Source organism: Sphingomonas sp. G-3-2-10 (genome assembly GCF_012927115.1).
Taxonomy (GTDB): domain Bacteria; phylum Pseudomonadota; class Alphaproteobacteria; order Sphingomonadales; family Sphingomonadaceae; genus Sphingomonas.
In genome coordinates this window covers 1662541-1675015 of record NZ_JABBFY010000001.1, presented here as the reverse complement: position 1 = coordinate 1675015, position 12475 = coordinate 1662541, and the positions used below count along the sequence as shown (strand labels likewise).

Annotated in this window: 13 protein-coding genes; 6 read left to right on the top strand and 7 right to left on the bottom strand. The window is 65.5% G+C overall.

Annotated elements, in window-relative coordinates:
- Positions 1-5 precede the first annotated feature (5 nt).
- Genes HHL13_RS08305 through HHL13_RS08285 form a run of 5 tightly spaced genes read left to right on the top strand, consistent with a single transcriptional unit; the run spans position 6 to position 5484 of the window.
- Positions 6-1172, top strand: coding sequence for an acyl-CoA dehydrogenase family protein (locus HHL13_RS08305; RefSeq protein WP_169555222.1), 1167 nt, complete (start codon positions 6-8; stop codon positions 1170-1172).
- A 36-nt stretch (positions 1173-1208) separates the two neighbouring features.
- Positions 1209-2069 (top strand): CoA ester lyase, encoded by an 861-nt coding sequence (locus HHL13_RS08300; RefSeq protein WP_169556842.1) that lies wholly within the window; start codon positions 1209-1211, stop codon positions 2067-2069.
- The gene (locus HHL13_RS22835; RefSeq protein WP_169555221.1) at positions 2066-3313 is read left to right on the top strand and encodes an acetyl-CoA hydrolase/transferase family protein; all 1248 of its coding nucleotides are present in this window, start codon (positions 2066-2068) and stop codon (positions 3311-3313) included. Before HHL13_RS08300 ends, HHL13_RS22835 begins: the two co-directional genes overlap by 4 nt.
- Positions 3313-4080, top strand: coding sequence for an enoyl-CoA hydratase-related protein (locus HHL13_RS08290; RefSeq protein WP_169555220.1), 768 nt, complete (start codon positions 3313-3315; stop codon positions 4078-4080). Before HHL13_RS22835 ends, HHL13_RS08290 begins: the two co-directional genes overlap by 1 nt.
- A gap of 33 nt (positions 4081-4113) precedes the next feature.
- Positions 4114-5484, top strand: a complete 1371-nt coding sequence (locus HHL13_RS08285) for an aromatic ring-hydroxylating dioxygenase subunit alpha (RefSeq protein WP_169555219.1) — start codon at positions 4114-4116, stop codon at positions 5482-5484.
- A gap of 241 nt (positions 5485-5725) precedes the next feature.
- Here the strand turns inward: HHL13_RS08285 and HHL13_RS08280 are convergent, their stop codons facing one another.
- The 7 genes from HHL13_RS08280 to HHL13_RS08250 all read right to left on the bottom strand — a co-directional run bounded on the left by HHL13_RS08280 (position 5726) and on the right by HHL13_RS08250 (position 11843).
- Positions 5726-6526 (bottom strand): IclR family transcriptional regulator, encoded by an 801-nt coding sequence (locus tag HHL13_RS08280; protein WP_169555218.1) that lies wholly within the window; start codon positions 6524-6526, stop codon positions 5726-5728.
- A gap of 132 nt (positions 6527-6658) precedes the next feature.
- Positions 6659-7513 carry a TauD/TfdA family dioxygenase gene (locus HHL13_RS08275; RefSeq protein WP_206376871.1) on the bottom strand — a complete coding sequence of 285 codons (855 nt, stop codon included), beginning with the start codon at positions 7511-7513 and terminating at the stop codon, positions 6659-6661.
- A gap of 61 nt (positions 7514-7574) precedes the next feature.
- On the bottom strand, positions 7575-8174 hold the full coding sequence (locus tag HHL13_RS08270) for a TetR/AcrR family transcriptional regulator (RefSeq protein WP_169555216.1): 600 nt from the start codon (positions 8172-8174) through the stop codon (positions 7575-7577).
- A 47-nt stretch (positions 8175-8221) separates the two neighbouring features.
- Positions 8222-9022 (bottom strand): glucose 1-dehydrogenase, encoded by an 801-nt coding sequence (locus HHL13_RS08265; RefSeq protein WP_169555215.1) that lies wholly within the window; start codon positions 9020-9022, stop codon positions 8222-8224.
- Between the two features lie 4 nt (positions 9023-9026).
- Entirely contained in the window at positions 9027-9779 is a 753-nt protein-coding gene (locus HHL13_RS08260; RefSeq protein ID WP_169555214.1) for an SDR family NAD(P)-dependent oxidoreductase, read from the bottom strand.
- A 104-nt stretch (positions 9780-9883) separates the two neighbouring features.
- The gene (locus tag HHL13_RS08255; RefSeq protein WP_346775516.1) at positions 9884-10603 is read right to left on the bottom strand and encodes a carboxymuconolactone decarboxylase family protein; all 720 of its coding nucleotides are present in this window, start codon (positions 10601-10603) and stop codon (positions 9884-9886) included.
- Between the two features lie 37 nt (positions 10604-10640).
- On the bottom strand, positions 10641-11843 hold the full coding sequence (locus tag HHL13_RS08250) for a cytochrome P450 (protein WP_206376870.1): 1203 nt from the start codon (positions 11841-11843) through the stop codon (positions 10641-10643).
- A 40-nt stretch (positions 11844-11883) separates the two neighbouring features.
- Between HHL13_RS08250 and HHL13_RS08245 the strand changes: the two genes are divergently transcribed.
- Positions 11884-12447 carry a TetR/AcrR family transcriptional regulator gene (locus HHL13_RS08245; protein WP_169555213.1) on the top strand — a complete coding sequence of 188 codons (564 nt, stop codon included), beginning with the start codon at positions 11884-11886 and terminating at the stop codon, positions 12445-12447.
- The last annotated feature ends 28 nt before the right edge of the window (positions 12448-12475 follow it).

The window sequence follows — 12475 nt, the reverse complement described above, 5'->3', positions numbered from 1 at the left end:
CAATCGTGGATTTCGCACTTACCGAGGATCAGCAGCATATCCGCGAGGCGGTGCTGCGCCATTGCTCGCAATTCCCCGACGAATATTGGCTGGAGCATGATCGCTCGGGCGAACCCTGCCTCGATTTCTACAAGTCGATGGCGGACGCCGGGTGGCTGGGCGTGGCGATGCCGGAGTCTGTCGGCGGATCGGGGCTGGGGATCACCGAAGCCGCGATCATGATGCAGGCGGTGGCGGAGTCGGGCGCGGGCATGACCGGCGCTTCGACGATCCACGGGCCGGTGTTCAGCCTCGAGCCGATCGAACTGTTCGGTACCGACGAGCAGAAGGCGCGGATGATCCCGCCGGTGCTGTCGGGCGAGCAGAAGATGTGTTTCGCGGTGACCGAACCCAATGCGGGGCTCGACACCACCAAGCTCAAGACCCGCGCCGAGAAGCGCGACGGCGGCTATCTGGTCAATGGCGAGAAGATCTGGATCACCAACGCGCATGTCGCGGACAAGATGATGCTCCTCGCGCGCACCACGCCGATCGAGGAGGTGACGCGCAAGACCGACGGCCTGTCGCTGTTCTTCACCTCGCTGGACCGCAGCAAGATCGAGCATCAGCTGATCCCCAAGATGGGCCGTCACGCGGTGGGATCGAACATGCTGTTCATCAACGACCTGTTTATCCCCGAGGAGGACCGGATCGGCGCCGAAGGGCAGGGGTTCAGGATCATCCTCAAGGGGCTGAACCCCGAGCGCATCCTGCTGGGCGCCGAGGCAATCGGGATCGGCCGCGCGGCGATCCAGCGCGCGGCGCGCTATGCCCGCGAGCGCATCGTGTTCGACCGGCCGATCGGGATGAATCAGGGCATCCAGCATCCGCTGGCGAAATGCTGGGCGCAGCTCGAAGCCGCGAATTTGATGGTGATGAAAGCCGCGACTTTGTTCGACAAGGGCGAGGAGTGCGGGGTCGAGGCCAATGCCGGCAAGTATCTCGCCGCCGAATTCGCGTTCGAGGCGTGCCACACTGCGATGCTAACGCTGGGCGGTATGGGTTATGCGCAGGAATATCATGTCGAGCGGCTGCTGCGCGAAGTGCTGATTCCGCGCACCGCGCCGGTCAGCCCGCACATGATCCTGAACTTCCTCGCCGAAAAGGTGCTGGAACTGCCGAAGTCGTATTGAAGGAGTGACGACGTGAGCGATGGCGCTTCGCTGAGAATGCGGTCCTGGCTGTTCGCGCCGGGCGACAGCGAGAAGAAGATGGGCAAGGCGGTCGAGGGTTCGGCCGATGTGGTGCTGATCGACCTCGAGGACGCGGTGACCGAGTCCGAGAAGCCGAAGGCGCGGTCGATGGTGCGCGAGTTCCTCCAGTCGCAGACTTCGGGGCTGGAGCGCATCTGGGTGCGCGTCAATCCGATGGACGGGCCGCACACGCTGGCCGATCTCGCGGCGGTGATGCCCGGCAGGCCCGGGGGCATCATGCTGCCCAAAGTCTATGGCCGGCCCGATGTCGAGCGGCTGGATCACTATCTCTCCGCCTTCGAGGCCGCGAACGATATCGCGGTCGGATCGACCAAGGTGATCGTGCTGGTCACCGAAACGGCCGCCGCGATGTTCACCACCGGCGACTATGCCGGCGCGCCCCGCGTGGTCGCGCTGACCTGGGGCGCGGAGGATCTGGCGGACTCGATCGGGGCGAGCAACAACCGCAATCCCGACGGCAGCTACGGCTTCACCTATGAACTGGCGCGTAGTCTGTGCCTGCTGGGCGCGGCGACCGCGGGCGTGTTGCCGATCGAGACGATCCAGGGCGATTTCCGCGATCTCGAGACGCTGAAGGCGCGGGCCGAAAAGGTCCGCCGCGACGGCTATCGCGGGATGCTGGCGATCCACCCGGCGCAGGTCGATGTCATCAATGCCGCCTTCACGCCGGGCGAGGACGAACTGGCCGAAGCGCAGGAGATCGTCGATATCTTCGCCGCCAATCCCGGCGTGGGTGCGATCGGGTACAAGGGCGGAATGCTCGATCGCCCGTATCTTGCCCGCGCGCAGGCGCTGCTGGCGCTGGCCGGCCGGTGATCGACCTCGCCCACTATGTGCAGCGCGGCGACCGCATCGTCTTCGGTCAGGCGTGCGGCGAGCCGACGACGCTGGTCGAGGCGCTGATCGAACAGGGCGCAGGGATCGGCGACCTGTCGGCGTTCATCGCCACCAGCTTTTCCGGCCTGTTCACGCCGGCGAGCGCGGACAGTTTCGCGCTGTCCAGCATGGGCGCGATCGGCGCGCTGCGGTCGATGAGCAAGGCGGGCAGGCTGGGCATCATCCCCGCCCATGTCAGCCAGATCGGGCCGATGATCGACGCCGGTCTGATCGGCTGTGACGTGGCGATGGTGCAGGTCAGCCCGGCGGATGCCGAGGGCAATCACAGCTTCGGCCTGATCGGCGACCATGTGCAGGCGATGGTGGCGAAGGCCCGCGTGGTGATCGCCGAGGTCAATGAGCAGGTACCGTTCACGCCGGGCGAGACGATCCACGCCTCGCGCATCACTCATGCCGTGCAGGTTTCGCGCGCACCGGTGGAAGTCGCGGCGGCGGCGATCAGCGAAACCGACGAAGGAATCGCGCGCCATGCGGCGGCCTGGATCGGCGACGGATCGGTGATCCAGACCGGCGTCGGCGCGGTGCCCGATGCGATCCTCCGGCTGCTCCACGACCGCAAGGATCTGGGCGTGCATTCGGGGATGCTCGGCGACGGGCTGGTCGATCTGGTCGAGGCGGGCGTGGTCACCAATGCGCGCAAGGCGATCGATCGCGGCGTATCGATCAACGGTGCGCTGATCGGCACCAGCCGCCTGTATCGCTGGGCCGACCGCAACCCGGCGATCCGCATGTGCAACACAAGCTATACCCATGACGCTGCCGTCCTCGCGCAGCTCGAACGACTGGTCACGATCAACTCGGCGATCGAGGTCGATCTGACGGGGCAGGTCAATGCCGAGCAGACCGGCGCGGCCTATCTGGGCGGTACCGGCGGGCAAGTCGATTTCGTCCGGGCGGGCGCGCGCTCGCCGGGCGGTTGCTCGATCATCGCGCTGGCCGCGACCGCCAAGGGCGGCACGATCAGCAAGATCGTTCCCGCGCTCTCCGGCCCGGTGACCACCGCGCGCAGCGATGTGGACGTGATCGTCACCGAATATGGCGCGGCGGAGCTGAAGGGTCAGACGCTGGCCGAACGCACCCGCCGCCTGATCGCGATCGCGCATCCCGATTTCCGCGAGGAACTGGACCGCGCGGCCCACGACATTCGCCAGAGGGGATTTTGATGAGCGACGCCGTCCTGTTCGATGCGCGGCCCGATGGGATCGCGATCGTCACGATCAACCGTCCCGACACGCGCAATGCGCTGAGCCGCGAAGTCCGGCAGGGCCTGTTCGCGGCATGGGACCGGTTCGAGCGCGACCCCGCGCTGCGCGTCGCGATCCTGACCGGGGCAGGGGAGAAGGCGTTCTGCGCGGGCGGTGATCTCAAGGAGATGGTCGACACCGGAATGCAGGTGCCGCCGCGCGATTTCTTCCCGCTGCCCGGCGACACGATCGAGTTGAGCAAGCCGACCATCGCCGCGGTCAACGGCGTCGCCTTTGCCGGCGGGTGGATGATCGCTCAGGCATGCGATCTGTGCGTCGCCAGCACCGACGCGCGCTTCGCGATCACCGAAGTGAAGGTCGGGCGGAGCTCGCCCTGGGCCGCGCCGCTGATCCATATGATCCCGCAGCGGATCATGATGGAGATCATCCTGACCGGCAAACCGATCACCGCGCAGCGCGCCTATGAGATCGGTCTGGTGAACCGTCTGGCGGAGCCGGGCGATGTCATCGCCGCGGCGATTGAATTGGCGTCCGAAATTCTGGACGGTGCACCGCTATCGGTGCAGGCTGGCCGCGACACGGTGATGCTCGCGACCGAAATGGGCCGCTCCGCTGCGCTTCAGGCCGCCCGCCACGCTTCCGAAACCTGTTACCGGAGCGGCGATGCGCAGGAGGGGCCACGGGCCTTCGCGGAGAAGCGCCGCCCCGAGTGGAAGGGGCGGTAAGCGCGCGGGCGCCCGAAGGATCGAGAGGGTGCCATGAACGAGTTGAGCCAGATCGCGGAAGGCGCGGAAATGCTGACCCGTCCGGTGACGGTGCCGGCCGAGGCTTACATCTCGCGCGCCTATGCCGAGGCCGAGCGCGACCGGCTGTGGCGCAAGGTCTGGCTGCAGGCGGGCCGGATCGAGGATATTCCCCAGACCGGCGATTACATCACCTACGACATCCTCGATGACTCGGTGATCGTCACCCGCACCGGGCCGGATGCGATCCGGGCCTATCACAATGTCTGCCCGCATCGCGGCCGCAAGCTGATCGACACCCCGGCCGGCGCGCGCAATGCGCGGGGCAAGCGGATGAACTTCGTCTGCGGCTTCCACGGCTGGACCTTCGATCTGGAGGGTCGCAACACCTTCCTCGAGCATAAGGACGACTGGCAGGGCTGCCTCGACGAACATCGCACCAGCCTCGGCACTGTGCAGGTCGATACATGGGGCGGGTGGCTGTGGATCAATCTCGATCCCGAGGCCGGGCCGCTCAGCGAATGGCTCGATCCCGCAGCCGGGTTGCTCGATCCCTATCAGCTTCAGAACATGCGGCCGCGCTGGCGCAAATGGATCGTGTTCGAGTGCAACTGGAAGGTCGCGATGGAGGCCTTTTCCGAAACCTATCACGTTGCCTCGACCCATCCCGAGTTCATGGAATTCGGCCAGTTTCGCGGCTGGTCGCGCAACCACGGGCTGCACACCAATATCGGTTACGAAGCGCCGAAGAACATGGCCGAGGATGCCGGCAAGCTGCGCGTCGGCACCGGCGCCGATCCGCGCATCACCACGGCGGAGATGCAGGTCTTCACCTGGGAAAATGCCAATACCAACACGACGCGGACGCTGGTCGATGCCGCGATCCGGCTGAAGGACGAACTGCCCGAGGGCACCCCGGCGGTGGACGTCTCGCGGCACTGGATCCAGTCCGCCCGCGCTGCCGATGAAGCGCGCGGCGTGGTGTGGCCGACGGTCGATCCGGCGCATACCGCGCTGGCCGGAACGGCGTGGCAGATCTTCCCCAATTTCCAGATCGGGCAGGCCGTCAACAACATGCTCTGCTACGCCGCGCGGCCCTATGGCGCGGACCCGGACAAGTGCATCTTCGAAGCGGCGGTGTACGAACTCTATCCCGATGGCGAGGCGCCGGCGACCGAGTGGGACTATACCGCGCCGGGCGACTGGCCGCCGGTGCTGCAACAGGATTTCGCGAACATGGCGGCGGTGCAGCAGGGCATGAAGAATGTCGGCTTTCGCGGCACCCAGCCCAATCCGTATATGGAGCGATCGGTCGCCAGCCTGCACTATAACCTTGCCCGCTATATGGGCAGCGGCGCGCCGGAGCCGCTGATCGATCAGCGCTAGCTCGCACCTATATCCGGACGTTTCCGGCTGTCGATTGGCGCGCCCGCTTGCAATGTAGGATTTCGCCTGCTTGGCAGGCGTGGATCGGGGTTGCCCGCCGCTCTTTGATACTGCCGGAATCCTCGCGCTTTTGAAGGAAGCCGGCTTTTCGCAATATAGGTGTCAACCGTGTCAACCAATGCCGCGTGAAGCATTTGTTTTTAAACGATTCATAAAATTCCGGCGGATCACGCGGACCGGGTCAGATTTGGATCCGGTAGCCCAGGCTGCGCGAGATGGTCGCCGCTTCCTCGCGTACCATAGCCGCCAGTTCGTCGAGCCGGTCTTCCAGCCGCCCGCTGGGCGCTGCGACGATCAGTGCGCCGATTGCCTCGTCCGAAGCATCGCGGATCACGGCAGCTGTGCCGGTTACGCCGTCGGCGGCCTGATCCACCGTCTGCGCGAAGCCGGTGTCGCGCGCCGTGGCGACGATCGCCGCGAGGTCCTTTTTGTCGATCTCGGTTTGCCCCGTCAGGCGGGTCGGTTTCAGCCGCTTGAGATAGTCCGCTACCGCCGCTTCGGGCTGCGCCGCGAGAAGCACGCGGCCGCCCGAGGTGCAATAGAGCGGCCGCCGGTCGCCGACCGATACCGAGAAACGCACGCTGTTGCGGCTTTCGACGACATCGACATAGGTCAGCGTTTCGCCATCGCCATCGGCCACCGCGAACAACACGGTCTCGCCCGATCGCTCGACCAGCCGCGCCATGCCTTCGCGGATCAGGTCCGACGATTGCAGCCGCCGCCGCGCCGCCGCGAGCGCGCTGCCGAGACCATAGGCGCCGGGGCCGAGGCGCCAGCTTGCGTCGGTCGCGGTGACGAAGCCGGCATCGGCGAGGCCGCGCAACAGCGCCGCGACGCTGCTCTTGGGCGATTCGAGAATGCGGCTGAGATCGGCGAGGCTCAGCGGCGAGGGGCTGTCGCACAGCGCTTCGAGAATGCGGATCACCCGGGTGACCGATTGCGGCGATTGGGAAGGGCGATCGCCCGTCGAAACGTTCGGCATGGCCTCGCCCGGCGAGCGGCCGGAATGGCCCTGATCGCGATGCCCTCGGCTTAGGAAGAAACCCGCGCAAGGGCAACAAAAAGCCCGGCGCCGCGATGCGGGCCGGGCCTTTTCGTAGACTTGCGCCAGCGTTTATTCGAACGGCTCTTCGCCTTCCAGCTTGGTCCGGTGCATCATGCGGTTGCACGCGGGATCATAGGCTTCGGCGCGGTGCATCGTGCCGGTATTGTCCCAGATGACCAGATCGCCGACCGACCATTCATGGCTGTAGCTGAATTCGTCGCGGGTGCACCATTCGCGCAGCCCGATCAGCACCTGCGCGCTCTTCATCGCTTCGACATTCAGCACGCGATGCGCGGTGCAGCCGAGCACGAGCGACTTGCGGCCCGACTTGTGGTTCCACACCAAAGGCAGTTCGTTCTCACCGATCGACTGGAAGCCCTTGAGCTTCGCCAGCGGCGGCTCCGGCTCATAGTAAAGCAGCGACGCCCAGACCGAGTGGATGACGCGCATCGTTTCATATTCGGCCTTCTCCTCGTCGGAGAGCGCTTCGTAGGCGGCATAGGTGTTGCAGAAGCCGGTATTGCCGCCCCAGCTGGCTGTCACCTTGCACGACAGCAACGATGCAAGGATCGGCGTGTCGTTCATCGTGCCGTCGATGTGCCAGTAGAGCGAGCCCTTGAGATATTCGGCGCTCTGCGGATTTTCCTTCACGTCGAGCGTGATCTTGTGGACCTTCTCGTCGCGGCCGTCACGCATCTCCGGCGCGAAGGTGCCCATCGTCTTGGTGAAGGCGATCTGCTCGTCGTCGGTGAAGTTGATTTCCTTGAACACCAGCACGCCGCGCTTTTCGAGCAGCTCGCGCAGCTCGGGGCCGAGATGGCCGGACAGCAGCTCTTCCTTGGTGTTGAGGATGCGCGTGCCGATCGTCGGCTTGATATCCTCGCTGACGAGCGGGGCGTCGGTTGTCGAAATCGCGGTGGCCATGACGAATCCCTCCTGGAACATGCTCTATTTTGAACAGGTGTTCAGCAGGTGCGAAAAAAAGTCAAGCACTCTCATTTTTCTGTGCCGCGGGTCCGAGCAGGCGGTCGAGCCAGGCCTCGACGATCGCCCGGGTCTCGGCATGGCCGGCATGGATGCCCAGTCCGGCCTCCATCACCAGCGCGCGGCCGATCCCGGCCAGGATCACGCTGAGCCCTTCCGGCTCGCCGATTTCGGCCAGCCGTTCGCCGAGCAGGCGGCGGAACAGGTCCGCCTGCCGCTCGCGCATCGCATCGCTGTGCCGGGCAATCTCGGCGCGGATGCCTTCGCGGTGGAGGGCGAGGGCCATGAACTCCATCGTCAGCGCGGTGCGGCTGGTGTCGGCGAAGAAGCGCCACAGGCCGCGGATCGGATCGTCGCTGGCCAGCGCTTGCTCGATCATCGCATCGCTTTGTTCGGAGCCGCGCTTGAATACGGCGAGCAGCATGTCGTCGGTGGTGGGGAAGTAATAATGCACCAGCGATGGTTTCAGCCCGGCCACCTGCGCCACGCGGCGCGAGCTGGCGGCGGCATAGCCTTCCTCGCGAATGACCTGCTCGGTGGCTGCTACGATCCGCGCGCGCGTTTCAGAGCTTTCCGCGCCGACGCGGCGTTTGTCCGACATGGGCCGGGTTATGCTCGCCGGGATCTCGCTGCGTAAAGCCAAATCCATCAGCGGGCGAAGGCCTGTACCGAGATCCCGCTCATCGCCGACCATCCGGCATCGTTGTTGAACGCGGCGCCGGTCGCGAAGCTGGAGTCGTCGCTGGCGAGGAACAGCGCCATCCGCGCCATCTCCTCGGGCTGGGCCATGCGGCCGAGCACGCCCATCCGGTCGATGATCTCGTTCGACGTGGGCATCCCCTGACGCTGCATTTCCTCGCGCTGGTGCCGTGCCATCGGCGTCTCGGTCGCGCCGGGGCACAGCGCGTTGACGCGAATGCCGTGCCTGCCCAGTTCGACCGCGGCGACCTTGCTCAGCATCACGACGCCGGCCTTGGAGGCGCAATAGCCCGCCGTGCTGCACACGGTGTAGGCGCCGATCGATGCGGTGTTGACGATCGATCCGCCGCCTGCCGCGATCATGTGCGGGGCGATGTGCTTGATCATCAGCCACACGCCCTTGAGGTTCACGTCGATCACCCGGTCGAACGCTTCCTCGGAGATGTCGAGGATCGACTGCTTCGCCTCGGTATCCACCCCGGCATTGTTGAACAGCACGTTGGGCAGGCCGAGTTCGGCGACGGTGCGCGCCGCGATGCGTTCGACATCGGCGGTGCGGCTGATGTCCGCGCCGATCGCGATTGCCGTGCCGCCCGCCGAACGGATCGCCTCGACCACCGGCGCTACGCGGGCTTCGTCGAGATCGACGGCGGCGACCTTTGCGCCTTCGCGGGCGAACAGCACGGCAGAGGCTTCGCCCATGCCGCCGGCCGCACCGGTGACGATGGCGATCTTGCCCGCGAGGCGCATGGGATCAGTGCGATCCCATATAGCGGCCGCCATTGGTGCTGATCGTTTGGCCGGTGATGTAGCTGGCTTCCTCCGACGCGAGATAGGCGCAGGCGGCGGCGATATCCTCGGGCTTGCCGACGCGCTTCATCGGCAGCGTCTGGGCAAAGGCTTCGACGTCGATCGGCGCGGCGCGCAGCATCGGCGTGTCGATGAAGCCGGGGGGCACCATGTTGAACGTCACGCCCGACGCGGCGAATTCCAGCGCCAGCGCCTTGGTCATGCCCATCAGGCCACCCTTGGACGAGACATAATGGCCCTGCGCGGGCGAGCCGGTCTGAACCGAGGAGGACGTGATGTTGATCACCCGGCCCCAGCCGGCAGCCAGCATATCGGGCAGCACTTCCTTGGTGAGCAGATACGGCCCTTTCAGGTTGATGTGGATGACCTTGTCGAACAGGTCGTCCTCGATATCCATGAAGGGCGTGAACGGCGCGATGCCGGCATTGTTGACGAGGATGGCGATCGGGCCGAGCTTCGCGCGGGTCTCTTCGGCTGCGGCGTGGATCGCGGCCTTGTCCGAACAATCGGCGGTGAGCGCGATCGCGGTGCCCCCGGCGGCTTCGATCAGCTTCGCGGTTTCGGCGGCACCTTCGGCATTGATGTCCCAGATTGCGATCTTCGCCGTATCCTCCGCCAGGCGGATCGCGATGGCGCGGCCGATGCCCGAGCCCGCACCCGTGACGACAGCCACCCGGCCGTTCAAAGACCTTGTCATCGCATTCCTCTCCGTCGATCGCTCGTTTGCTGAACGGGTGTTCAGCGGGGTTGCTGCTCAAGTCAAGCAAGCGGTCCTGCACCATCGCCCCGGCGAAACCCGCGTCACCGCGCGCTCAGCCCGGCATTGCCGTCGTGGAGCCTCAGCCGCAGCGAATTCTGATAATAGGCGACCGCCTGATACTGCCCGACCAAAATGGGCAGTTCGATCAGCTGGACCTCGGTGAGACTGGTTGCCAGCACCGCCCAGGTTTCGTCGGAGATCATCGCCTGTTCGTAGAGCTCTTCCGTTGCGCGAAGGATGGCGCGTTCTAGCGGTGTCCAGCCATCCGCGCCCGAGCCGATGGTGATCCTTTCGATATCTTCGCTGGTAAGCCCGACTTTCTTCGCGACGATGACATGCTCGCCCCATTCATAAGGCGCCTGGCACAGCCAGCCGATCCGGAGCACCGCGATTTCGCGGTCGCGCGGGTTCAGCGTGCCGCGGCCGAGCAGCTGGATGCCGATATCGGCCTGTGTCGCGAACAGCGCGCCATGACGCAGCATCGTGCGGACGATTTCCGGCAAGGCGCGCACTTCCGCTGCAACGTCATCGGCCCCGTCGCTGTCGATAAGCTGGGTCAACGCTTCCTTGTCGCGCGAATCCAGCGCCGCGTTTACCTGGGCCATGCGGTCGAGGATCGTCAGTAGTTCCGCCGAGAGTTCGTTCAATTCCAGCGGCAGGATGCGTGGGCCATCGCCAAGGACCGCGGCCGTGCGCCGGACGATGTCCCCGGCGGATTGTGGCAGGCGCTGCCGAAGTGCCGGATTCCCGATCGTGTCCACGCACCTCTCCCCGGCATCGCCGCGCGGGCAGGGGACCCTACTCGCGGTCGCAGCTTACCACCGCATTCCGCAGCTCATAGCTTTGCAGCATATCCGACCAGCCGATATCGGGGGCGCGATCAAGCCGGATGCCGGGGACCTTGAACAGCGCATCGAGGAACGCGCGTGCTTCGTGAAGCGCGACCTGCCAGCCGGGGCAGTGATGCGGGCCGTCGCCGAAGCTGAGGAACGAGCCGTTGGCCTTCATCTTCGCCGCGCGATCGGGATCGAGCGCATGGGGGCAGCCGCCGACCACGCTCTCGTCGAGGTTCGCGTCGCGCAGGCACAGCGCATAGACGCCACTCTCCGACGCGCCGATCGTTTCGGGTACTTCGGCCTCGGGCGGGGCGCTGCGATAGAGGAAGGCGGCGATCGGTTCGAGGCGGAGGATCTCCAGCAGGATCGCGAACTGATCGTCCTGCTCGCCGGCCATGAACCGTTCGCGGAGCGCCGGATTGTCGAACATGTGCCACGCTGCCATCACGATGAACTCGCGCGTGGTGACCATGCCGGCGGCGGCGTAGGTCATGCACTCCATCAGGATCGCCTTGTCCGAACAGCCGACCTTGATGAGGTGCGAGAGGAGATCGTCCTGCGGCTCGGCAGTGCGCGCCCTGATCGCGGGCTTCACGTCGTTGTAGAAGAAATCGATCGAATTATAGAGCTTCTTGGCCTGGACGATCAGCCGCGCGATCGGGCGATTTCGCGGGAAGAAGGCGCTGGAAAGCGACAAATTGAGCCGCTTTGCCATCTTCTTGCGATCGGTGACGGTCAGCCCGACGATGTCGGCGGCGACGGCCACGGCGAGATCGAAGCTCATCGCATCCAGCCGGGCGGTGCCCGCGCTGCGGAAGGCGTCGAGTTGCTCCGCGATCACCCGGTCCATGATCAGATTGTAGCGGGTGGTGATGGTGCGTGGCGCGAAGAAGCGGGCGATGGTCGCGCGCTTCTTCTTGTGATCGGCGCCGTCGAGGAAGAACACCGGCGCTCGCTCGGGATCGCTGATGTCGAAATATTCCGCGCCGCCGCCGGCCTGCTTCATTACCGGGCTGCGCAGCACCTCGCGCGCCTGCCGGAAACTCTTCACCTGACGCCCCTGATCGGGCTTTGCCCGCGCGGCGACGATGGCGGCGGTCTTGCGGTCGTCGCGGTTCGCGTCGAAGCTGCTGCCCGAACCTTGTTCCTCGATGATCGTCGCCACGGAGACTCTCCTTTTATGATATACTGTGTATCATAAGTCCATGAACGACCCCCAGTCAACCACACCCGATGCCCGGCAGGTGCGCACCCGCGCGACTCTGCTCGCCACGCTGTTGTCGCTGCTCGAGACGCGGCCGTTCGACCAGATCACGATCCGCGAGATCAGCAAGGCGGCGGGGATCGGCTATGCCACCTTCTTCCGCCACTATCCGTCCAAGGAAGCATTGCTCCACGATCTGGCGGCGGACGAGATCGCGAGCTTGCTCGCCCGCGCGGTGCCGATCGTGTTCGCCGAGGATCACCGCCAGTCGTGCGTCACCTTGTTCGAGCATGTCGCCGAGCATCGCGCGCTCTGGTCGACGCTGCTGACAGGCGGGGCGGCGACCACGCTGAAGCAGGAATTCACCGAACAGGCGAAGCGCATCGCAGAACGGCATGGTGCGGTCGGCGGGTGGATGCCCGACGAGCTTCGCGTGGTCTTTGCCGTCAGCGCCACGGTCGAGATTCTCGCATGGTGGCTGCAACAGGATCCGCCGGTCGAAATCGCGCGGATGGCGGTGATACTGGACCGCCTTGTCGTCGCCCCGGCGATGGCTGTCGAATAGCGGCGCTTGTTGCTTGCAATAACAGTCG